Here is a 22,664-nt window from a genome sequence, read left to right as displayed (position 1 = left end):
AAAGCTTATTCAGCTTTAGCGATAATCTGATTCGCTTCTTCTTCAGTAATACAAGTAGGCACGAATTGTTTTACATCCTCTTCAGTGAAGCAACCCCAATCGTACATCATTTTAATATCATCAAAATTAAACATTCGCAGCACCTCCGATTTGAGTTTTGATCGATTCAATTTCTTTATTTATTGCTACATCATTCAACATTAATTTGGCATTCAGTTGTGCCATTGAATCTGTTTTAGTAGTTAGTGCCGCGTTTGATTCTTTTAGCGTTGTGTTATCAGCTTGCAAACCTGTAGACAGATTTTCCAACAATTCAAGTTTCTCAGAATAATCTTGTGTGACTGCTTCTTCCCATTTTCCTTCTGTAAAATTGAAGAATTGGGATTGCGGTTCAGTCAACGAATCTAAAGGAACAATTTCAACAAATGGTAACGTTGTTGGGAAATCATCTGCCACTTCGTGTTCTTCATATCCCAATGGATATAATACTTTGTAAATTGTTTTCATATTTTTCCCTCCTAAGCCAATTTAACAATAGCCAAATTTATTTTCTGCATGGTCGTTCCTGCGGTTCCCGAATTAAATTCGATAGTTAATTGATCATTGCCTTCAAAACTTCTGACGTACGTTAGTGAGTTTGAGCCAGATGCTGGAGACCCTAGCAAATTTCTATTTACTAAAGATGTACCGTTCAACCTCGAAATTCCAAATGTTAACCAATTGGTTAATCCAGTGTAATTCACTCCTAGCGTCATCATATAAACGCCTGATTTTTTGATAGTAATTACTTTACCACTCATTGAAAAAGCCTCAGCGTTCGAAGTGGAAAATCTTTGAATATCAGGATTTACTATTCCCGCAGTTAAATTATTAACTGCAAAATCTTCACACCAGCAAGCGTCATTGACAAGGCCAGCTGGATTCCCGCCCACTTGAAGCCCATCTTGAAAATTCTTTGTTCCTAAAATAGTTTCATTTCCAGTCGCAGAAACAAACTTGCCTTGAACCCATTTTGCGATTGCTTTAAACACTAAAGAAGGTGTCATAAACTTATTAGTGGCCGTCCCCGCTTCAGCTTCAGCCTGCGTAGCAGTCGAATAGTTATCAACGTTTCCTAGTCCAATTTGCGTTTTCGTGACTTTATGTGGATTACTGATATTTTCAGTATGGGAATCAAGAGTTGCTTTTTTAGCAATCGTGTTATCCTCAGGTTGCCACGAATAGTCCGCTGGATTATCGCTATCAACGATTGAGATACCTTTGTAGGTTGGATAGGCGTTGGCGAAATCTTCTGATGGAGCAGGTGTGTAGATTGTTGATGTGTTGCCTTTTTCAACCTTTAATTTTGATGAAGGGTCTGTATTTTGTGGTTTGACGAAACGGAGATACGCTACATTTTCAGGAACAGTATATCTGACTCTGTTTAATGAGTTTTCTGTACTTGAATATACTGATTCGAAATTTGAGTCGTACGCAACCACATTAAGAGCAACTAACTTACCGTCCAAGCCGAAAACTAATTCGTCACCTTCTTCAACTTCAATGAAGTTGACGGATCTAATTCTATCAGTTGCTGTATAGTCATCACCGCTATCCCATACCAAACCTCCGAGTTCCCAGCCACCCTCGATGATATTCTCCCCCGGGTAAACAGGCGTAAACCTGTCCGTTCCGTCTGCTGACCAAGACCATGCAGTTTTAAATCTTGCTCTAACCTCAACATCATCTAATTTTTCTTCGAGTGTTAAAATTCGAGCTTGCAGTTCATTAAGTAATCTTTCAGATTCTGTTTCAATTCCAGCAATGGTTTGATGATATTGATTCATAATCTCGTTGAAACCTTGCCAGTAGTAGTCATCTAATTCAGGCGTGTTCAAATCAATCGGGCTTCGTTTGATGTCAAAGGTAAAACGTCCAGCGGTATCGAGTGAACGCGAATCAGGTAACTCAATATAAATTGACCCCTCTACGCGACCAACGTAGCCTAAAATATTATCTTCTAGAACAATTGATACAATTCCGTTCACTGCATCTTCGATTATCGCATGATAAATATGACGACCGCCAATAAAATCTAAGCAAATTGGAACAATCGTTCCTTCAGCTAATGTTTGATTAACATAATCCTTTTGCAGTTGAAAAAGCATTTTAGCGGTTCCTTTGTCATGCGACCAAAAAACCACTCCAGTCGAAATAGGAGTGGTCGCTTTTGCCTGAATGACAATGATTTCTTCATTTGTTTTGAACATTAGGACAACACCGTCCCTTTAGAGATAATCAAGCCTTGACCGCTAGTTTTTTGTTTAGTCGTTGCTGTTAAAGCACTCGTACTACCATCGCGCACAGTGCCATCTGAAGCTTCAAAACCAATATTATTTCCAGTTCCAAGTACATCTTGAGCAATACGCGTTTCAGACATTAAAATAGATAAATTAAGTTGATTTTGATTGGAAAAATACGAATTGTAAATATGACATCTTGAAGAGCCTCCTGTGTAAACTGCAACATGGTTTGAAATAGCTTTCGTATTTTCGACACACCTAACTTGATTTAGCGCTAGATAGCCGCTTTGCTCACAAAGAAAGCTATATTTACGCCCACCATAAACAGGCGCGTTTGCTTGGTCCACTGCTTGAATTCCAGCAATTTGAAAATACCCCGTACAATTAAAGAAACTGATTGACCGGACTTTAACAGGCATATCATTTTTACTTTGGTCTAAAACGCCTAAACTTTGAATGGTCCGAATATTAATCCTTAAAGCATTGATAGATTTAAGAACTATATCTTCTAAATACACGCCATCATCGATCCAGATAGTGATTTGAGAAGAAGAAATCAACGGCATTACGTTCACTGCCATTTGAATTGTCTTGAACGGTTTTTCTTCTGTCCCGTCCCCATTTTTGTCATCACCATCAACAGAAACATATAAATCTAACGTTGCCCCATATGTTCCCATTAATTTTCCAATTGCTTGGTTTAACTGTTCAAACTGTAGTCTCTGATTTTCTTGAGTCATGTCTAATTGAGTCACGTCTTCATCGTGTTTATCCTCTGAAGCGAGCAGTCTCGATTCTAAAGTATCGAATGTTTCGCCTTTATTATTTACTCGCGCGTCCACTACTTCGTTAGGAGAATCACCGCCACTATGCAAAACGAGGTTGTCGATTCGACTGTTCGTAGTATCTAGTTTTTGATCTTGATCATGAGCATTGCGATTTAGAATATCAACATTGTCGTTAAACGTTTTTTTCCACTCTGAAGAGATACGATTCTTAATAAGTTTGAGTAATTCCATCAAATCACTCCTTTCTTAGCGAGATTCGCTAGTATTGATGTCATTGTTTTCTTCGTATTTGATAAAGTGATTTCAGGCGGTTTATTAGGCAATGCAGGGTAACAAGTTATACCTACCACTCGTATAAGAGAATTAATATTTAAAGGCTCATAGATAAATGGAACTCTATCGCCTTTTTCCAATTCAATAACCCACTTTAGTGAGATTGAGCCAGAAATATCAGGGAAGTCATGTATCTCTTGCTTTAGCCGTGCAGACATATTTCCCGGTATTGTATATCTTTGATCCTCAACCGGATCTTGAACTCTAATACCATATTTCTCAGCCAGAGGACTTGTATAAGTTATTGGACTAAAAATATAGTTATCTTTATCATCCGTTTTACCAAAACCACGGATTTGAGTCTTTAAAGCAAACGTGTCAATATCAAACTTCACTTCATCAGTATTAAATTTATATCGGATTTGTTTTTCTGTGGTTTGTCCATATTCCTCTCTAGGATAGAACCTAAGGTGTTTATTGTCAGGAATAACTACACATTTGTAATCATCTATAACCTCATTAATAAGATCCAAATAGTTACCATTTCCAAAGTTTTCCTGCTCAACTTTACTAAATACACCGATCGGATCTATAACCTCCCAAGTAAAACTATTGTTTCCTGATTTGAAAATATGTGATAAAACTTGATTAATTGTCAAATTCCCGGTCAGTGAACCATCATATTGTCTACAGTCCTGAATCGTATAGTAAATATGAGTAGCTGTCACATCCTTATATATTTTTGAGCCGGAAGCATAACTGGCCATTTGCTTGATTACAAAGCGTTGACCATTCCAAATCAAAATGTTTTCGTAATCAATCAAATCAAAACTAATTCCGTTAAAATTTGTTCTTTGTATAGTAAAACTGACTTCCCACGTTTCATTTTCTTGCCAAGATTCATAGAAAGAATCCTTATCATAACCGATAAGGATTTCTTCTTTATTCTCTTCTAAATTTCTAACTAACAAATCAGTCATGATATCACCTACTTATATAAATAACGAAAATCCCAAAAAGATTTAACGTTAGCTACATTTTGAATTTCAATTTCGTTGATCCCTTCGACTAGTGTGATTAATCCGTGATTTGTATCAATGCCCCGACTAACACCGTTTAATTTCGGATATACACGATCTATAGTGACTGTTTGCCCTAAATTAGTAGAGAACTCAGGGAAATAGATGAATCTTTCCCCAGTAGTTCTGTTAAAGATGGTCGCATTTCCTCCAGACTCACCTTGTAAAGTGATTTTTAAATACACTTCTCTAGGATCTACAGGAAAACTCCCAGCGTTAAAGATAGTAAAACGACTAGTTTCATGAGTATATTTGTAATCTCCATCCACAAGTCCCTGACTGAATTGCCATTCATTATTCAGACTGAAATCAGATAGCGTTGAGGTAATCGATTCAGCGTACCCTTTAAACACATTAAAAGATACAGTGAAATGAGACATGAAAAACGCTTTTTTTGTAACCGATATACTGTCTAAAGACACCGGATAACGTTTTCCCGGCTCTTTCGAATAGATGAAATAGTATTCAGCTTCTCGAGAAAACAATTCTCTCAACTCAGTTTCTCTTAAAACGAGGTCGTCTAAAGTGCTGACCTTTAAATCAAAATCAAGCATGATTGGAAATGAATCAAATGAATGATTAACTAATCTTTGGCCGACGGATCCTTGAAATGATGTAAATTCATTTTTTGGGACGGGCATTCCAATGACAATTGAAGCAACTTTAATATCATGATCATTCGTCAAACAGTAATCACAATCACTAAATCTTAATAAGACATCTGTTTTTACCATCTAAGCCCTCCTTGCCGTATATAATTTGCGTTTAAAAGTTGAAGCGTTTGTTTGATCTACAGAATGCCCGACTTGTTTGCCATCTATATAGCTATTTACTTCTACTGGTCGTTTATTTATCTGATCAACTAAATGATCCAAATCGGATTGACTTACACTGTGACCTCTTGAGTTACTGTAAGCAGAAACGCTTGGCGCTGATGTTGCAGGCTTGTACTGCTCTCTAGCAGCTACTGCTTTTTGAATCAACAAATCAGCGCTGTCCTTGGCAGGGTTGATAATAAATTCCTTAGCATAATTCGGGTCTTCACCAATCCATGCAAGGGTTGGTTTATCTACTTCTCCGCCGTTAGCGTACCAATGATTAGCTTTCCAAAAACTCAAAGCCCCGTTGGCTCCGCCATATCGCCCATTAACATAATCACGCATCCATCTTAATTGCGTAATTGGATTCGTTCGCCAGTCAGAACCAGCTGAAGCTAGTTTGCTAGCTGGTAATGATTGCGGAAGTCCGTATGCACCACTTCCTGGATTAGTAGCTTGAGGGTTCCAACTAGACTCGTGGTTAACAATGTAATCGATTGCCGCATATTCAGACGGACTAAATCCGGCCTGTTTCATCCAATTTTGATGACCGCCGGTTGGTTTTGCGTTTGTTCCTCCAGAATTTGTATTACCATGATATATATCACCTGATCCCATCCGTCCAGAAATATGGACATGGTTGTCATGGTCAGTTGATCCCCAAGGGACCCATTTACCAGAAGTGCCTCCGTGGGTGTATCCCATGCGGTCACGAACCATTCCGTTAGTGATTACATAGCCAACTTCTTTCGGAAATTTTTCAAATGCATAGTTCGCCGCCTTGGTGTAAAGTGGATTCAATATAGATCCTGGAATTGCGATATCAATAGCCTGATGTTGTCCATGATGATACTGATCGCCAGCTCTATAGCCTGAAGAAACATAAAAGCCACTGCCAAATTTCCCGATAACTTTTTGAGCTACCTTAACTAAGTAATCATAAACGCCATTCGCGTTCATAGCCCCATCAAAACTACCGGAACTTCCAAATTCTTCTTGATACTGATCAAATAAAGATTGAGCATATTTGATTACGTTGTCCTTAACCGTATTCAAGCCACCTTTAGCAACCTTGAATTCTGCTGAGTCTCCTAATGAGTCCAAAAACTTGGATATACCAAGCTTATCCGTGACAGTGTTGTAAAGTTTGTCGGCTCCATCAAAGACAAAGTCTTCAACATTTTCAGCCTTCTCTTTGACCCAATCTGCTATGTTGTTGATCGTTCCCCAAACACCACTAGCATGGGCAGGAAGTCCTTTTGTCATAGATAAAAACTGTTTCGATGCTTCATGAGGTAAAATAGACGTACCTGCTTGTAAAGGTCTAATTTCGGGACCATTTACACCGACCGCGAAAATTCCCTTAGATGGATGATGGGCCATTTCAAACCCTTCTTCACCAACTAGCGCAATTTCATCTTCTGTTAGACCGCTTGTACCTTTTGCGTGAGCACCCCATTTGGGAATTTTTCCCCATCCTTTATGCAATCCATTTAACAACCCGTTAATACCATCCACAATGCCATTCACAATGGATTTAAGGTTGGTTTGTAATCCTTTCCAAGAACCTTGTACTGTGCCGGTCTCATTTTGTGATGCACCGATATGTTGCCTAGCCTGATCATTCGCTAATGTAACAACAGCTGTTTTTTGCTTTTTAATCTCGTCGCTGACTTTATCGTGCTGTTCTTTTGCTTTAGCAGTTACTTCTTTGTATTGATTTTTTGCAGCAGTATGAGTATCGTCGCGTTGTTTTCTAGCTTCTTTGACAACTTTTTCATACTGTTCTTGAGAAAGAGTACCTGTTTCATCACGTTGACGTTTAGCTGCTTTAACAGTCTCTTTGTACTTTTTGTCAGCAGCCTTAATAACATCATCACGAGTCTTTTTTGCTGGTTTGACAGATGCTTCGTAAAGTTTATCTGCCTCTTCTTGAGTGGCCTCTAAATCTTTTGCGCTTAACTTGCCTTTTTTCTTACGTAGTTGTTTAAGCAAATCTTCTTGTTCTTTAGCGCCGTTTTCGATTGCTTCGACAGCTTTCCCATTCATGGCAAATTGATCAGCAACATAATCCTTGACGAACTGTTTCCGTAATTTATTAAGTTCTTTATTTTTTTGTTTTTCACTTTTGCTGGAATCATTCTGAATGCCTTCTACCTTTTTGTAGTATTCGTTGACGGTCGTCTGCATTTTTATGAGCGCATCTTTTTTACTTTTCTTGGAAGCATCGTTATTTTTTTGTTCTTTCTTGAGAAGTTTATCCGCTTCTTCCCTTGTCATAACGCCTTGCTTAACAAGCAAATCTAAATCTTTTTTAGATTGTTTTTGCTTCTTTTTGTAGTAACCATCGATGTCTTTGCCCATTTCTTCAAAAAGTTTATCGGATTCTTTTTTTGCTTTCTTAGTGCTTTTAGGGTCAATACCCATGTCGACAAGAAGTGCTTTATTTAGCTTTTTGATCTCTGGAGCGATTTTTTTATTTATTTTTTTCTCATCAATTTCAATTTCGATTTTAGCCTTGGTTTTTTTTACTTTAGGCTTCAACGGTTTTCCATTCAGAGATTCTTGCAAGCTGCCAACAAAGCCACTACCAAATTTCGAGCCGGCAAACTGTCCTGCCGCGCCGCCTAACACGGTACCTATTGCGGTACCAATTCCAGGAGCTATCATCGTTCCAATCGTTGCGCCTAATTTAGCACCACCAAGACCGCCGCCGATACCGCCTAAAAATCCTCCAGTTTTTTCTCCTGTAGATCCTTTTTTGAAAAGCTCTGGTACACTTGCTATCACGCTTATAACCGGCGTTAACTTAGCCAGTCCTGTCACTAAAGATCCTAATTTCGCTGCAATACCTGTTCCACCAACAGCAGCAGGCGCTACAGTAGCTGCCGTCTCCGTAACTGTTTGAGTCACTCCTGCTTTAGTGGCGTTTCCAAATCCTCCGCTTAAAAAGCTAGTGGCTTTTTCAATAGCAGTGAATTCTAATAAGTGTTTTTTAGCATCTTTTATCATCGAAATGAATTCAAAACCTTTTTTCACTGCGAACATAGTCACAAGTGCTTTACCCAGTAATTCAACTTTATCTTTATTGTCAGCTAGGTTTTCAATGATTTTATCCAACTGTTTAAGAGGATCTTTGATTTTCTTTGTATTATCATCGATCAAACCGAACATATCTGCAACAGCAAGGAGAATATCCTTTCCTTGCTCCCAAGCGCCAGAAATCAATGCACCGGCTAAGTCCTTGACGTTGCCAGTGATATTTCCAATCGTGGACTTGTTTTTGTCCAGATAAGAAAAGACGTCAGAAACATGTTGAAATAACCCGACAACAGAATCAGATGCGCCGTTGATTATACCTGTAAGCTTATCTTTTCCAAGATGTTTGATAATGTCATTGATTCCACCGACGATATTCGCTTGCAAATTACCAATTGCGCCTTCAAAAGTTGTGGTTGTTTTAGCGGCTTGAATTGCACCGTCGTTCATTCCTAGTTTAGTAATCGCTTGGTTAAACTCATCAGCAGAAATCTCGCCTTTTTCCATTGCATCACGGAAATTGCCTGTGTATGCACCGTTATCGACCATCGCTTTTTGTAACACGCCTGATGCACCAGGTATTGCATCTGCCAACTGATTCCAGTTTTCAGTAGTAAGTTTCCCTGCCCCAGCTGTTTGGGTAAGCATCATTGCTACTGCCTTGAAAGTCTCAGCACTCCCGCCAGCTTGAGCATTCAAGTTACCTGCTGCTTGAGTTAATTCGGTATAATTTTTAATACCGTTTGCCGCTAATTGAGCAGTTGTGTTAGAAACTGTAGAAAGGTCATATACAGTATCATCTGCATATTTTTGTACAATTTTAGTCGCTTCGTTGATCTCTTTTTCACCAAATCCACCTAGTTTCATAGTGGATTTAAATTTATCGATTGAGTCAGAAGCTTGTACAGATTCACCAATTAATTCACTAAAACTACCAGTGATTACTTGAATTGCACTTGAAGCAACTCCAGCAATTGCACCAATAGAAAGCTTGTCCTTTAAGCTCATATACTTCGATTCTGTTCGTTCAGCAGTTTCCCCAAGTTCTTTTGTTTCAGACTTTGCTTGAGTGGCATCAGCATTCAAAATAGTTTCTTTTTGTTTAGGAATTTCAGCGATAATTTTTTTATAATCGATTGCTTCGCCAGTTTTCGCCATTGTCCGAAGTTCTACTTTTTTTTCATAAGGTAATTTTTTCAATAATTTATCGAAATCTTTAATACCTTGCTCTTCAGCATCCGCAATGATTTTTGTTTTTAATTCTTTCGGGAATCTAACAATTTTCTTTTTTGTCGTTTCAACTTGCTGATTGAATTCTGTGTTTTCTAAATCTACAACTGTTTTCTTAGTAGTAGGTATTTTGCCAATTCCGTCTTTAGTGGATTGGATTTTCAACGCCATACCATCGTTATCAGCTTTCAGTTCAGTGATCTTACTTTTCGGAATATCCTTTAAGAAAGCTTTTGTTTCTTTAACGTCTTTTTCTGCATCTGAATTATCCGCTTTAATAGTGAATTTAACTGGATTATCAAATGTATTATCTACATATTTTTTGGTAGACTTCGCAATAGATTCAATTTTAACCGTTTCAGCTTTAAACGAATCATCCATCTTTGAACCAGTATTCATGCCTAACTTAGTCAAAACATCGTCAACAAAAGAGACGTCGTTTTTGAAATTCGGAAGGTTAGAGAGCATTACATCAATATTTATTGTTGCATCTGCTGCCATTCATTTCCCTCCTTTCCATTTATTGTGTATTTAATTATTTTTTTGTTTTACTATATTGATTGAAGATTGGAGGTGAAGTTATGAGCTATAACAAATTAATAGGAGAAAAATTGCTTGATATTATTAAAGAAGCCCCGACAGGCACTTCAACACATTATCTAAAAGAGTTTGATCAAAAAGACGTTATGGATACCGTTAACTTTTATCACGGAAAATATCCAGAGAATATCTTGTTATCTGAAATGTATTACGATGATTTTGCTCCCATTGTTATAAACAAATAATTTCTTTTATCCTTCCTTTGAATCACTTAGATATTTGCTCAGAGGAAGGATTTCTTTACCCACAAGCACCTCTTTAATATCTACCTCATCCAAATAACATTCTATTTTTAACTTAGGCCGTTCGTAAGCAGGCATAGATAATTCAATTTTTGTTACCCCATGTCCTAGAACCCAATCGTTGAGTTTAACCTCGTGATTAGCTGATATAGTCGGATTTTCTGTTTTTGGTTTGATTGACAACTTTAAATATTCGTTATCCATTATATTGCCTCCGTTTATGATTTTGCTTGTGCAGCTAACATGTCGAACATGCTGCCTAATTGACTATCTAAGTTATCCACAGTTTTTTCGGACTCCAAAGCATAGTACTGTTGCAACTCCAAAAGATTTGTCAGTGATTCTCCTTCTAATCCGCTAACTGTTCTAGATCGAATAGATAGAATTCGTTGAAATTGAGTTTTCTCACTCAATCCTGACAATAACGATTTAAAGGTGATATAGTGCATCTTCCCTCTTTCTTTCAACAGATCTATTCCATAGTCCGCAAAAAAAGACGCATAGATTGCACCAGCGTCTTGCGTGTAAGAATATAATTTTTCGGGTTCTACACCTTCAAATTCCAAGCTGCCATCCTCAGAATTCCCATAAGGATTCTTTTGGATATAATTGCTGACATCCTCAACTAGTTTAGATTTTTGTTCAAAACTAAATTGCTTTGCCAAAACATCATCACCAAAATAGAAAAGATCAAATGCTTTATAGATTTTTTCGAATGATTGCAGTCGGTCATCTTCCAATAATTCATAAAACTTCAAGACTGTATCAAATGAAAGGTCTAGCGGGATCTCATAATCATCAATTAGAATACTCGTTTCTAGATCATCAATTAAATCAAACAATCAGATCACTTCTTTTTATTATTTTTGTGGCGGTTGCTGTAATGTTTATCAGCTGTTTTCTTTCGTTCGACCATTACCTTATCCAGTTCTGCTTGAATCAATCCGATAACTGTGTTCAGAACTTTTGTGCTTGAACCATAAAATTCATAAACACGTCTGCCTTCTCCTTCACCTAAAACTGCATCTAACGTAGCTAAGGCGCTATCTCGCATTGAATCAATTTCATTTTGAGTAAAAGTTTTGTATTGGTCTGCTGTTGTCGTTTCTGCATCATCCATTTTTTCTAACTTAGAAGCCATGTCTCGCAGTTGGACAGATACTTCAATGTTTGTATAGTTAGCTAATGCTTGATCGACCTCATCTGAAATAATGACATCGTAGTCTTGACCCGCAATTCGTAATCGTTTAGTTAGTGATAACTTTTCATCTAAATCGATAATATTGTTAATAGCCATTCGTTTTCCTCCTAATAACCAGAGGCTTCATAGCCTCTAGTTATACATTCTCAATCTTTTTTTATGCAGCTGTAACGGTTACTGTGCATTTAGCAGTTTTACTTGCAGTAGTTGTTGTTACTGTAATATCTGCTGTGCCCTCTTTAACAGCTGATACTTTACCAGCTGTATCAACAGTGGCTATTGTTATATCGCTAGATTTCCAAGCAACAGTTTTATCAGTTGCCGTTGCTGGTGTAATAGTAGCTGTTAAGGTTTCATTTGCCCCAACCACAAGTGAAGTCGTCGTTTTATTAAGCGCTACACTGGTAGGGCTAATTACTCCCCCACCGCTGGTACCGTTACTGGTTTACCGTTAAACGCCATCGTAAAGCTGAATGTTTGCTTAGCATTCGCAGCTCCACCAAAAGGTACGATAGCCGTCAATGTAACCACAGCTTGTACCTTATTCCCTTTTGCATCGGTCCATTGAGCCAATGTGCGTAATTCATCTCCGATTGACAAGAATTTAGACGCTACATAATCCTGCGCAGCGTCACCAAATACACGGTGTCCCGCAACTTGGAACGTAATACTTTTACCGGTTACAGTGGAATCAGTGAAGCCTTCTCCATCGTAGTAAGGGGATGCATCTGTAGTGTCCGCTGCAGCCGGAGTAATAGTTGTGATCCCTGCTGCAAGTAACGCAAACGACGCGCTAGCCACATCTGCAATATCAGTATTCCCCGCTGTGTCGATTTCCAATTTGTTTTTAAAGTTCAGTAAAAATTCTTTATTGTTTTCTGCCATTTGTGTTTCCTCCTAATTTTTGAATTGATGAATAGTGATTTTGATACCTAACAAATAAGTTGAATTCCCTTGCACGTCCTGTTCACTAACGAAAGGTGTTTCACTTATTTCGATACCTAAAAAGACGAAGCTCCCATCTTCTGATTCCAAAGTTGAGAGTTCGTCCAAATGATTTGATATGAGCCAAAGCGTTTGATTGGCTTTTTCTTGATCTTTCGTATTAAATCCGACTTCATAGAGCATTTCCCGCTCTTTCGTACCGTCAAAGTATTCCTCGACTGTCCGACTTCCCGGCATGGAATAAACGCAAAGCGTGTCTTCACCGTTTAGAAAACCCATCGAGCATGGCATTGGAAGGCCTTGAATAGAATCTATTGAATCAGATAATCGTTCCCATAAATCCACTACAAGTTCCCCCCCTTGATAAATGCTCTACGCCAAGCGTCCATGTGATTCGCTTTTGCTCTAAGATCCCAACGTCTGCTAGTACCGGGAGTGGTGTAGTTTCTGACTCTACTCCCATTAACAAACCCTCTAAACTGCGCTTGTGCATACGGCACTGCATACGTGATTCGGTTCTTACTCACAAATGATTTGTCTCTTAAATGCCCATGACGTTTTGGCGCATATAAGTTCATGTCTGGATGCATTTGAGCAGTCATGTAGTACAGTGCTGAATTGATATTCACCACCGACAACTTACGATCTACACCGTTTTTTTCGACCTTAACATGAAGCATTACAGCACCTCCAGCTCATATGAATAAACTTCATTGCTGTAAGGATTGCGGTTATCAACGATTGTTGTGATAGTGTAAGTCTCACCCTCAAAATCAATCTCTGAACCAACATGTTTCTTAGTTATTGTTGGCATTGGGTCAGACACACCTGCAAACAAAAAAGCGATAGCATTCGCTACCACTTGCCGATTGTTATTACCCCCACTGTAAACTGTTTGAGGTTGAAAGATCATATGATTAATCGTGATTGGTTCAGAAAAGACAGGTTTTTGCCATTTGTCATGACCATCTAGCAGCCTCAAAGTAATTGACTGGTTACAAAGTTCTTTTGGCATTAAAGGAATCATCTATAGTCAACTCCTTTATAAAGCAGGCCTGTATAGATCAACTCGTTATAAGCCTCTGTTGCAACCATCGTTCTGCCAACTGTTGCTGCATTCGTGCTTCCCGATTCAATACGCATACGACCAACGCTGACACTTGAAGGTGAAGCATTTAGTAAGTCTGATAACGAAGTAACTCCAACTGACTTCAAATATTCAATTTGGACAGCCATTGCGATTTTGAACTTATCCGCTCGATATTTGAATGTGTCATCAGCTAAAGAATGTCTCATGTAAAAATCACCGGTAACACGATTTAGTTGGCGCTCAGCGTATTGTTCTAATTCGTCGAATACTTTTGCTTCAGATACTTTACTGAATCCGAGTTCTTTATATTCTTCGTGTGTTAAATAGCTCATTTGATCACCTCGTAAAAGAGAAAAACTATTTAATCTCTCCTTCTGACTCGTTTAGCAACTCGATTAGTTTTGAAGTGGGAGTATTATTAGCGAATTCCACTCCTAAAACTTCCAATTTTTTCTTTAAATCTTCCCGATCAGGCTCGCTATTATTTTCTAATTCAGCAATTCGTTTTTTTAAAGATTCGTTTTCGTCCAAAATTTCGTTGTACTGACCAACAGTAAATGTCTTACCACCGGTAGCTTTTTCAGTCACTTTGTAAGCCCGACCAGATTGGTCAAGCTCAACGATGTCATATCCTTGAGCTTTGTAGAAATCTTTATCGGCTGAATCAATAGTTAATACACGATTAGCGTTTTTAGCTTTCATAAATTACTCACCTCCACCAGTAGTTTTAGGTGGTGATACAACAAATGACAAGCCGTCCGTCTTGGTTTCAAACAAGATAACATCATCATAAGATTGTTCGTAGTATAAGTAATTACCAGCAGTTGATGCAGACGGTTTGTCTAAACCAGCAAATGTATATTTTTCAGGTGCACACATACAAGGCACGTGAATCAACATCATTTGAATGGTTTGAGCTGTTGGATCTGCTACAGCCCCGACAGTGAAATCATAAAGAGTCTTCATATATGCAGATGGGACAGCTGGTTCAATATCCACCTCATCCAGACGTCGTACTGCACGATCAATAACTCCATTGTTGCTTTGAACAGACAAAGTACGTTGCAACCCTTGAGCGTTTTTCAGAATAGTGCTGACCGCTGGAGTCAAGTATAGAGAGCGACCGACTGCCGGAACTGCTGCTTCGTCCATTTCAGTCATCATTTTGTCAAATTGAGTCAAGATATTTTCAGCAGTTAGATCAAGTTCGACGATACCTTTACCGCTATCTTTCGCTTTTTTCAACGTATAAAGTGAAGAAAACATTTGTTTATCCTTTTCTGGAATTTTTTCCACATCATTATATGTTTTAGTGATGTTAGCGATTGAAGTGACGTAGTTTGTTTCATCGACATCAGATGGATCTACTAAAGTGTCCCAGTAACGTTCGTTTTTCAATTCGTAAGTTTCCCATTGGTTTTCGTAATTAGCACCTGGAGTTGTGATTGAGCGGCGAGTACGATCTTTCCGTCCATTTTTAATCAATAATTTTGGTACTTTAACTGTCTTAGCGCCTACCCATTTCAATAAATTGTTAGATGGTGAATTCCACAATTTTTGGGAATACAAGATTCCATTTTCAGAGTAGCGTTTTTGTAATCCTTGTTGATAAGATTCCGCATAGTTTAATGTCGCGTTATCAGCGAACATTTGTAAATTCATTGGCATAACCGGTGTAATAAGTTTTGACATTTCTATTCCTTCTTTCGTTATTTAGTGATGTCGCTTGTCATAGCCGCAATCATTTGTGCCGTAGCATCATCTGGAGCCGAGTTGTTAATTCCCGAAGCATTTCCCGAAAAAGTAGCCTTCTTACCGTCTGGATTAGGCGTGATTTGTTCGGATTGGCCAAACAAATAGCCGTCGCTTTCTTTAAGTGCGGCCAGTTGGTCATCTAATCCTTTTAATCCATCCTCTGCTAATTCCAGTGACTCGCCATCTATTAAAGCTTTAGCAGCTTTAATATTCTTTGCCCCTGCTTGTGTTAGGGCTAAGTCGATTGCTGATGATTTCTTAATATCTGCAATCTGTTGCTCAGAATCGGTTTTGTTTTGGTCAAGACGCGTTTGTAAATCAGTCACTTGCTTTTCCAAATCTTCGTTCCCTTTAGACTTTGCTTTAAAGTCATCAAGCTCACTTTGATTTTTATCTAACTGTTCTTGATACTGAGTCGCTTGCTGTTCCGCGGTAGACACCTTGCTGTTCAGTTCGTTTACAGTTATGCCATGTAAAGCCATTACTGATCCAATCTGTTCGTCTGTTAAACCCAATTCTTTTAGTTCTTCTCGTTTCATTTCATTCATCCTTTCGTTGTTTAACGAGGCTACGCCCTCGATGGATTGAACAGTTTAACGCCATGTTCAGGGCAAAATAAAAAGCCTAGCGATTGCTAAGCTTAAAATTATTAACTTTGTACTTGTTCTCTGCTGTAGTCTCGAACTAGGAAATCATGTTCATTAATGAGTTCTCTTAACTGTTTCTGTTTGTTAGCAATCACTTGTTTGCACATTTGGACAGTTTCGGGATCTTCTAGCTCTAATGCAGCATTCATTCGTTTCTTCTGGTAACGAATATCACGCTCAAGTTTGCGTTGCTTTTGTTGTATTTCAGCATTTTCTTGCGCTTCGTCAGCGTCATATTGAGGTTGGTTGTTTGTATTAACATCCGGTCTCCCGGGATAAAGGATATGCTTACAATTAATTCCCCGGGTGCCATCTTGCTCACCATATCCATGATCATAAATAGATGGTAAATGTTTGAACTCGTCTGGCGCTTCATTTTTCGGCACAGTTAATACCCATCCGCCTTGAATTGGCGCACAAGCTTCACGAGCTGCTGGATGACTACTCATCAATGCAGTGACACAATCGAAGTCTTCCATTCGTTTCAAACGAAGATCATTAAACGTTCTGTGTGAGGTGGATTGAATCACTGTTCTCGAATAAGCCTCCATCGACCACTCACGACCTGCTTTATCGACAAAACCTGATTTAATTCCCATGTCTACCATTTTATAGACATTATCTTTTACGGCTTTCTCATGCGTTTTAAGCCCCGTCATCGATTCTATAGTTGATTGTTTGAGAATTGCTTGATAAGCTCGCATAACTGTATTTTCATTGAAATTAGTAGTGATTAATGTTTGATTGACATTATTGTTTAAGTCTTGGAAAGTTTGACGGATTAATGAATCAAGAATACGATTGATTTCATTTGAAACTGGGATACTTTTATGCACCATTCGCTCAAGCTCACGGTCTACTTCATCAACGATTTTCACACCATTTCCCTTAATCAATTGCTCAATTGCTTCTTGAGTCTCTCCTGTATATCGTGCTAACAAATCAATGACTTTATCGTTTAATGTACCCATTTTAGAAAGTTGATTTACTTGCCACAAAAGCACATCTTCTTTAGCTACATCTTGAAAACGAGATTGTTTTAACGCTTTGATTATGATGTTAAAGATTCGGTCTTCCAGTTCTGAATAGATATTGATAATTGAGTTTGCGGCCTTTTGCATTTTTTCTGGTGTAATCATAATTAATCACCTAAATCGAATAAGGCATCTTGACTACGCCGTTCGGTTGATCCCGCTTCTGGCATTTCATCTTTTAATGCAGCTAACCAATCTTCTAATTCATCTTCGTTTAGATTGTAATTACGGATAAGAAACTGTTTCTTAGGCATTACGCCAGCAGTTACAGCCTTTAGATCATTTTCTAATTGTTTGTTACGATCGACAAATAGACCATCCTCAAAACTAACTTTTACTAAATAACTATCATATTCAATAGAGAATAGCGGTTTCTCGCTTTCAAACATCTCGCCATATCCCGCAAGCTCAAAAATAGAATGGATAAGTTCGTTGATAACTTTTTCAACCATCGTCAAATAGCTTGAACGTGTCTGATAAGTCATGGAATTGTTAGAAACAATCTCAGTGGCCGTTTTAATTCCGTCGTCTGCATAGTTCATTGAGCCAACTGATAACCCAACTTGCACCTCGAACTCTTTAATCAGATGACTGATAGCATCCTTATATTGAACCGTTCGAATTGGCGTCGTGATATCTTTGACCCCAATATTCTCAGCACCATACACACCAGCGAAGACATTTTGGTCAGTATCAAACATCGGCGGATGTGTTTCATCTGTTTTGAGGAATTCTGCTGGCACAACTACTCGGCGTTGACCTAATTGTATTTCCCAAGCAAATTGATCATGAGTTGTATTAATCGTATCAAGTATCTCTTTTGAGTTATCAACAATTCCAGCACCTAATGGGCTCTCTAACGATTTATTATTAGCTCCAGGCGTTCTGAAGTATGCAAAAAGCGGTCTCTGCAAGCCTTCTAGTGTGACTGTTTCAGCTAAGTCAGGATATAGAATCGACAGTGGAACTTGCTTTCCAACAACGTTACTGTTGTCAGATTTGTAAAGCTCATTACTGATAACATACTTTTCGTCTTGCCACTCATGAAATTCGAGGAGCGTGTAGTAGTAATTTGTGTCACCTTCAGTTTGAATTGATTTAGTAGCAATAGCACACTCACTAACTTCGTTTGTATTTGAACGTAACGGATAGAATTGATCTGCACGAATCCACGAGATTTTAATCTTATCTCCATCAATGTAAGGACGCATAGCAAATCCTCCTGCAGCGATACCTTTCTCAAGATTCAATTCGAACAAATTATAGAAATTGTTGTCGTATAATGTTTGTTCCAAAAATTCAGATGCTTCTTTAATCTCTTTAGAAACATCCTTTTTATCAGTGGGATCGTTCAACGTAACTTTACATTTTTCATTGAAAATGATACTAGCCAATCGTCTCGCAGCAGTCTTAGTCACGTTCAATGATTTAAATTCTCGTTTTTTATTGTCGCCAAATGAACTTTTATAGTTGACATCCGGAAATAAATTAGCATAATATTTGAAGTTCTCCGCTATTCGAACGTACTCTAGCGAATCAATCCCAATTTTTGGGTGATCAGTGATCTTCGCTATATCTTTTCCGTTAACGCTCATATTCACACTATCAACTCCTCTCTTGAACATATTTTTGATCGTTTGAATTACTCCCATGATTTCACCTACCATTTCAGTCCTAAATCATTTAGATTATCTTTTACAAAATATTGGAACTGGTCACATGTATGATCATCTATTTTGATAACTTTTGGGTCATCGGAATGCAACGTATCTTCATCCCATCGATAATCTCTGTGCTCTTTAATAAATATTTTGTTGGCTTCTGTATCCAAATAAAAAAACCTACCCTGAGCGAGTAAGTTTTGTACATAGTCAATCATGTCAACCTTCTTTGCTTTAGCAACGGGGTGGAAAGCTACCCCAAAGTCTTTATAATATTGATTCTTTAACGCGCCTTCCGCGGAATCAATCGTGATTTTATAAGCGAACTTGTTGTATTCCGTCTGACACTTTTCAATAAAATCATGTAGATCTTTTGCCAATTCATCGGGCGCTTTTTTATTTATCTTCCCATCTGGTGAATAGTAGTACGTGTCCAACAGAATCACATTGTTCTTTCTAGTGATGGCGTAGCAACCACACGTTGTAGCTGATATTTGATGCCCACTATCAATGGAAAAACAAATTTGAGTAATATAGTCATCTTCTGGTAATTCGTCCAAAGAGTTAAAATGAGTCATATTATATATAAGAGTACCAAGACCAATTACTTCACCTAAATAAAGCCACTTGTAATAGTCCTCGTCATTGTCACGATAAGTTTGAATGAGTTTTAATTGTTGTGATTCGGTAAAACCCAATTCATCATCTAAGTAAGTCGAGTGATCTACTAAGTGATCATCAAGCTCTTTACATTTCTCTACCCATTCGTTTACCCAGTCGTATGGATTTTTTGGCGGGTTCCACGAATAATAAACTTTTACTTGGTCCACATACTTAGAACGCTGACGGATAAATGTTGCATTCGTTTGGTCAAATACTTCACTGCTTTGAAAGTTAGCAGCTTCTTCATACCACAATGAGATAATATCGCCTATCGCATTAGATTTAAGTTTCAATGGATCATCAACGCCATAAAAGTAAAACGCTGACCCTGTACGCTTATGAATGATCGTTAAAGGAGCCATGCGATACCTGTATTCGTTGGCAACACCCAACATATTTAACGCCCATTTGATTTGCAGATAAACCGCATCACGCAAGTATTTGTGCTGAGACATCATGCACACAACATTAACCTTATGTTTTGCTTGAGTGTGTTTCTTCATTTCAGTAGCAAGTTTTAAACTAATAACAGATGATTTAAACGACCCGCGTCCACCCTTCATCAAAACATACGGACATTGCGTGTGCCACATCTTATAGAAGTGAGGATTAATCAAACCAGTAAGTTTAATCTGAGGTTTCTTCTCGGCTTCCACTGCCATTAGATTCAACCTCACTTTCTATTACAGGTATGTCATCAACAATAACCGTCTGTTCTTCTGTCGGATCATAGCCATCGTCTAATTGCTTCAATTGTGCTTTAGCTAGATCAACTTGAGTGTTCATGAGTTCAAGTTTCTTACGTCGCTCATCTTGTTCATCAGCGATTGATACGAACTGTTTTATTAAATTAGCAAGAGTACTCATGGCTCTGGATTGAGCGTTCATAAAGTTCGCTTGTTTATCCCAGGCATACTGAATAGCATATTCTTCAGAACTGCCACCTTCGCTTGAAGACCACTTAGATACTTCTTTTGAAAGACTATCATCGTAAGCAACATACATTATTTTTTGTGCTCTAATTATCGCCGTATATTGAATCATAATATTGTTCCAAAGGATATCCTCTGGTTTAGAGGTTGCAACCTCATTCATAATTTCAAGCGTTTCTGATGGCAACCAATTAGCAAAAAGACCATGTGTAACAGCATTCTTATTACTCTCAGGCGCTCCTTTATTGTTTGGAACGGTTGCGTCTTTGGTTGCAACCTTTTCTTTAGACCAATAACGAGACTTCCATGATTTAACTGTGCTAATTGACACATCGAACTTTTCAGCAATCTCCCGATATTTCAGGCCTTTCTGGTAATCATCAAAAGCTTGTTCATATTTCTTCACATGTGACACCACCCCACTATCGCAACATTTGTTTTGTAAATAAAAAAGACCACCCAAAATGAGTGATCTAATAATATGTACTGACGGCACGTGAAGTTTAAAGGAAGAGGAGCTATTCACTTCCTTCTATGATTTTTTATGTGCCGTCATCGTTAAGAATAATTACGAGAAGAGGCTGTTCACCTCCTTCATATATTCTTTATTTGTTGTGGACTGTGCAGCAGACCACGATTTATTTCAACAGCTAAACTGCTGTATCCATACTATTTCATAATATAATTCTAACACCTTTTTCCGAACAAAAAGGGCAGAAAAAGGGCAATTTATTTTGTCACAATTAATTTTCCATCTCTATATACATCAGCGAACTCTAATAATGCTTCTGCTTTTAGGTCTTTAATGCTGCGTTCTGAGTATCCTAATTCTAATCCGATCGCAAATGCCGTTAATTTTTCATTTTCACAAAACGTCATCGAGATGATTTCTTTGCTTATTCGTGAAATACGGTTTAACGCTGCGTTTATTTCGTTCAATTCATTTTCTGCATCGACTCTGATGCACGTAGCATCTTCTGATTTATTTGTATATGAACTCGGTGTTCTCGGCATATCGCTTATAATTGGTGATCGCAAATTAATCTCGTCCTGTCCTGCGATCCTACTCAAACGACGGTATGAAGCTAGTATTCGTTTTGCTTTGAATTTTGTTTCTCTTACATCTATCTCTTCGAACAGTTCCAAGGCGATCGCTCCTATGCTATAATATTATGGATGAGATAACGTTTAGCGCTGAGCGAGAGCTTGGTGCTTTTTTATTTACAATGGATATATAATTGCAGTTATTCGCCTTTCACTAGTTTGGTTCACTGCCTATCAATAAATAGGCCTTTTTTGGTATTGACATACCTTTTTCATTTGTTAAACTATTCACATCTAGCGGAAACTAGATAGAGGTCAATGTTTGGGGTAGTCGGTGGTCGACTACCTCTTTTTACGTGATAGAATCGGTTAGCTGAACTACTATGCTAAATTAACTAAACTACTTAACCGACCAACTTCTAACTGAATAACGATTCTTGTTTTAAGAGACTCATCACATTGATAAGCAGCAGCAATAATAGATGATGCACGTTGTGCAGCATCAATCGGATCATTGTATACATCTGCTAAACTAACATTAACTTTGCCTAACTCTTTTTTAATTCTCTTTTTTCGCTGTCTTTTATTCATTCCGCCACCTCTTCCACTGGCACTGCAAAAGGCCAATATCGCTCGTCGATAGATTTGATTTCTGCTTCCGTAAAACGAGTTACTCTGATCGCATCAATGCTGATATTCTCTTCGATATCATAATTCACATAAAGTTTATTCTGTTTTGCTGGTAATTCTATAAAATATTCAGCTTCTTCTGTGATATTCATTTCACACCTACACTTTCTCGACTGGCATCGCGAACGGCCAGTATCGTTCGTCTATTGACTTGATTTCATGTTCGGTGAATGTACATTTCCAATCCCACGTAACATGAGGTTTTCCATATGAGTGGTCGAATATACCATCTTTGTTAAAACCTAAATATAATTCTACGACACTAGAACTAGGTATAGTTAGTCTAATGTAGAATAACGGCTCTTCCTCGACCTCGTAGCCGTCTTTCATGCGAATGATCGTTTCGAATGGTTTATTCCGGGTTTTGTTAAACCACTTCTCAAACTCGCTCAACGCTTGACCTTGAACAATTTTAGTTCTTATATCAGGTGTTATCCTACCAAGACTCAACTCTAAAAAATCTTTGTGTTCTTCAAACCAATCAGCCACGTACTGTTTCACTTTGACTTTTTTAGGTTCGTCTATTTGTTGTATTTTATTAACCAAAACATCCGTATTTATCGACATGATTCTTCCCAAAGCAGTATGCGTTGTCACACTAAATTTACTGATCCATTCAATTAATTCTTGTTTTTCCTGTTTATTCATTTC

28 protein-coding genes are annotated in these 22,664 nt (G+C 38.0%); 1 reads left to right on the top strand and 27 read right to left on the bottom strand.

Translation table 11 applies throughout. The annotated features are described in order from the left end of the window. Positions 1 to 5 precede the first annotated feature (5 nt). The 7 genes from FFM68_RS05245 to FFM68_RS05215 are packed head-to-tail and all read right to left on the bottom strand — an operon-like array spanning position 6 to position 10,010. Positions 6 to 134, bottom strand: a complete 129-nt coding sequence (locus tag FFM68_RS05245; protein WP_137618375.1) for an XkdX family protein — start codon at positions 132 to 134, stop codon at positions 6 to 8. Continuing rightward, positions 127 to 507, bottom strand: coding sequence for a hypothetical protein (locus FFM68_RS05240; RefSeq protein ID WP_137618374.1), 381 nt, complete (start codon positions 505 to 507; stop codon positions 127 to 129). The genes FFM68_RS05245 and FFM68_RS05240 overlap by 8 nt, the downstream gene beginning before the upstream one ends. Positions 508 to 518: 11 nt before the next feature. Continuing rightward, positions 519 to 2,249, bottom strand: coding sequence for a BppU family phage baseplate upper protein (locus tag FFM68_RS13230; RefSeq protein WP_137618373.1), 1,731 nt, complete (start codon positions 2,247 to 2,249; stop codon positions 519 to 521). Further along, entirely contained in the window at positions 2,249 to 3,301 is a 1,053-nt protein-coding gene (locus tag FFM68_RS05230) for a pectinesterase (RefSeq protein ID WP_137618372.1), read from the bottom strand. The genes FFM68_RS13230 and FFM68_RS05230 overlap by 1 nt, the downstream gene beginning before the upstream one ends. Continuing rightward, on the bottom strand, positions 3,301 to 4,323 hold the full coding sequence (locus FFM68_RS05225) for a phage tail protein (protein ID WP_137618371.1): 1,023 nt from the start codon (positions 4,321 to 4,323) through the stop codon (positions 3,301 to 3,303). Before FFM68_RS05225 ends, FFM68_RS05230 begins: the two co-directional genes overlap by 1 nt. Positions 4,324 to 4,331: 8 nt before the next feature. Further along, positions 4,332 to 5,156, bottom strand: a complete 825-nt coding sequence (locus tag FFM68_RS05220; RefSeq protein ID WP_137618370.1) for a phage tail family protein — start codon at positions 5,154 to 5,156, stop codon at positions 4,332 to 4,334. Next, positions 5,157 to 10,010: an aggregation-promoting factor C-terminal-like domain-containing protein gene (locus FFM68_RS05215; RefSeq protein WP_137618369.1), complete on the bottom strand. Its 4,854-nt coding sequence runs from the start codon at positions 10,008 to 10,010 to the stop codon at positions 5,157 to 5,159. It lies immediately after the preceding gene. An 80-nt stretch (positions 10,011 to 10,090) separates the two neighbouring features. On the opposite strand from FFM68_RS05215, the gene FFM68_RS05210 reads away from it, so the two are divergent. Further along, positions 10,091 to 10,294, top strand: a complete 204-nt coding sequence (locus tag FFM68_RS05210) for a hypothetical protein (protein ID WP_137618368.1) — start codon at positions 10,091 to 10,093, stop codon at positions 10,292 to 10,294. A gap of 6 nt (positions 10,295 to 10,300) precedes the next feature. Here FFM68_RS05210 and FFM68_RS05205 read toward each other — a convergent pair whose 3' ends face one another. The 20 genes from FFM68_RS05205 to FFM68_RS05110 all read right to left on the bottom strand — a co-directional run bounded on the left by FFM68_RS05205 (position 10,301) and on the right by FFM68_RS05110 (position 22,661). Further along, a complete protein-coding gene (locus FFM68_RS05205) occupies positions 10,301 to 10,555 on the bottom strand; it encodes a hypothetical protein (protein ID WP_137618367.1) in 255 nt (84 codons plus the stop codon). Between the two features lie 14 nt (positions 10,556 to 10,569). Continuing rightward, on the bottom strand, positions 10,570 to 11,193 hold the full coding sequence (locus FFM68_RS05200) for a Gp15 family bacteriophage protein (protein ID WP_137618366.1): 624 nt from the start codon (positions 11,191 to 11,193) through the stop codon (positions 10,570 to 10,572). A gap of 5 nt (positions 11,194 to 11,198) precedes the next feature. After that, entirely contained in the window at positions 11,199 to 11,648 is a 450-nt protein-coding gene (locus FFM68_RS05195; protein ID WP_137618365.1) for a hypothetical protein, read from the bottom strand. 61 nt (positions 11,649 to 11,709) lie between these two features. Continuing rightward, a complete protein-coding gene (locus FFM68_RS05190) occupies positions 11,710 to 11,967 on the bottom strand; it encodes an Ig-like domain-containing protein (RefSeq protein WP_137618364.1) in 258 nt (85 codons plus the stop codon). After that, positions 11,967 to 12,437 (bottom strand): phage tail tube protein, encoded by a 471-nt coding sequence (locus tag FFM68_RS05185; protein WP_137618363.1) that lies wholly within the window; start codon positions 12,435 to 12,437, stop codon positions 11,967 to 11,969. The genes FFM68_RS05190 and FFM68_RS05185 overlap by 1 nt, the downstream gene beginning before the upstream one ends. A 12-nt stretch (positions 12,438 to 12,449) precedes the next feature. Next, the gene (locus FFM68_RS05180; RefSeq protein WP_137618362.1) at positions 12,450 to 12,842 is read right to left on the bottom strand and encodes a phage tail terminator protein; all 393 of its coding nucleotides are present in this window, start codon (positions 12,840 to 12,842) and stop codon (positions 12,450 to 12,452) included. Continuing rightward, positions 12,842 to 13,177 (bottom strand): minor capsid protein, encoded by a 336-nt coding sequence (locus FFM68_RS05175; protein ID WP_137618361.1) that lies wholly within the window; start codon positions 13,175 to 13,177, stop codon positions 12,842 to 12,844. Before FFM68_RS05175 ends, FFM68_RS05180 begins: the two co-directional genes overlap by 1 nt. After that, a complete protein-coding gene (locus tag FFM68_RS05170; RefSeq protein WP_137618360.1) occupies positions 13,177 to 13,524 on the bottom strand; it encodes a putative minor capsid protein in 348 nt (115 codons plus the stop codon). Before FFM68_RS05170 ends, FFM68_RS05175 begins: the two co-directional genes overlap by 1 nt. Further along, positions 13,521 to 13,919: a head-tail connector protein gene (locus tag FFM68_RS05165; RefSeq protein WP_137618359.1), complete on the bottom strand. Its 399-nt coding sequence runs from the start codon at positions 13,917 to 13,919 to the stop codon at positions 13,521 to 13,523. The genes FFM68_RS05170 and FFM68_RS05165 overlap by 4 nt, the downstream gene beginning before the upstream one ends. Before the next feature lie 25 nt (positions 13,920 to 13,944). Beyond that, on the bottom strand, positions 13,945 to 14,289 hold the full coding sequence (locus tag FFM68_RS05160) for a hypothetical protein (protein WP_137618358.1): 345 nt from the start codon (positions 14,287 to 14,289) through the stop codon (positions 13,945 to 13,947). Positions 14,290 to 14,292: 3 nt separating this feature from the next. Beyond that, on the bottom strand, positions 14,293 to 15,279 hold the full coding sequence (locus tag FFM68_RS05155; RefSeq protein ID WP_137618357.1) for a capsid protein: 987 nt from the start codon (positions 15,277 to 15,279) through the stop codon (positions 14,293 to 14,295). Positions 15,280 to 15,296: 17 nt separating this feature from the next. Then, on the bottom strand, positions 15,297 to 15,881 hold the full coding sequence (locus FFM68_RS05150) for a phage scaffolding protein (RefSeq protein WP_137618356.1): 585 nt from the start codon (positions 15,879 to 15,881) through the stop codon (positions 15,297 to 15,299). 110 nt (positions 15,882 to 15,991) lie between these two features. After that, positions 15,992 to 17,128 (bottom strand): phage minor capsid protein, encoded by a 1,137-nt coding sequence (locus FFM68_RS05145; protein WP_137618355.1) that lies wholly within the window; start codon positions 17,126 to 17,128, stop codon positions 15,992 to 15,994. A gap of 2 nt (positions 17,129 to 17,130) precedes the next feature. Beyond that, a complete protein-coding gene (locus tag FFM68_RS05140) occupies positions 17,131 to 18,690 on the bottom strand; it encodes a phage portal protein (RefSeq protein ID WP_137618354.1) in 1,560 nt (519 codons plus the stop codon). Beyond that, positions 18,684 to 20,009, bottom strand: a complete 1,326-nt coding sequence (locus FFM68_RS05135; protein WP_137618353.1) for a PBSX family phage terminase large subunit — start codon at positions 20,007 to 20,009, stop codon at positions 18,684 to 18,686. Before FFM68_RS05135 ends, FFM68_RS05140 begins: the two co-directional genes overlap by 7 nt. Next, a complete protein-coding gene (gene terS, locus FFM68_RS05130) occupies positions 19,975 to 20,685 on the bottom strand; it encodes a phage terminase small subunit (protein WP_137618352.1) in 711 nt (236 codons plus the stop codon). The genes FFM68_RS05135 and terS overlap by 35 nt, the downstream gene beginning before the upstream one ends. 323 nt (positions 20,686 to 21,008) lie before the next feature. Continuing rightward, the gene (locus FFM68_RS05125) at positions 21,009 to 21,425 is read right to left on the bottom strand and encodes an ArpU family phage packaging/lysis transcriptional regulator (protein WP_010739651.1); all 417 of its coding nucleotides are present in this window, start codon (positions 21,423 to 21,425) and stop codon (positions 21,009 to 21,011) included. Between the two features lie 279 nt (positions 21,426 to 21,704). Next, positions 21,705 to 21,914, bottom strand: coding sequence for a hypothetical protein (locus FFM68_RS05120; RefSeq protein ID WP_137618351.1), 210 nt, complete (start codon positions 21,912 to 21,914; stop codon positions 21,705 to 21,707). Then, the gene (locus FFM68_RS05115; RefSeq protein ID WP_090409304.1) at positions 21,911 to 22,105 is read right to left on the bottom strand and encodes a DUF1642 domain-containing protein; all 195 of its coding nucleotides are present in this window, start codon (positions 22,103 to 22,105) and stop codon (positions 21,911 to 21,913) included. The genes FFM68_RS05120 and FFM68_RS05115 overlap by 4 nt, the downstream gene beginning before the upstream one ends. A gap of 7 nt (positions 22,106 to 22,112) precedes the next feature. After that, the gene (locus tag FFM68_RS05110; protein WP_137618350.1) at positions 22,113 to 22,661 is read right to left on the bottom strand and encodes a DUF1642 domain-containing protein; all 549 of its coding nucleotides are present in this window, start codon (positions 22,659 to 22,661) and stop codon (positions 22,113 to 22,115) included. Positions 22,662 to 22,664 lie beyond the last annotated feature (3 nt).

Origin of the sequence: Enterococcus xiangfangensis (assembly GCF_005405365.1) — a bacterium.
Taxonomy (GTDB): Bacteria; Bacillota; Bacilli; order Lactobacillales; family Enterococcaceae; genus Enterococcus_A; species Enterococcus_A xiangfangensis.
Note: the sequence above shows the minus strand (reverse complement) of the source record. Positions and strands in the feature narration are given on the sequence as shown.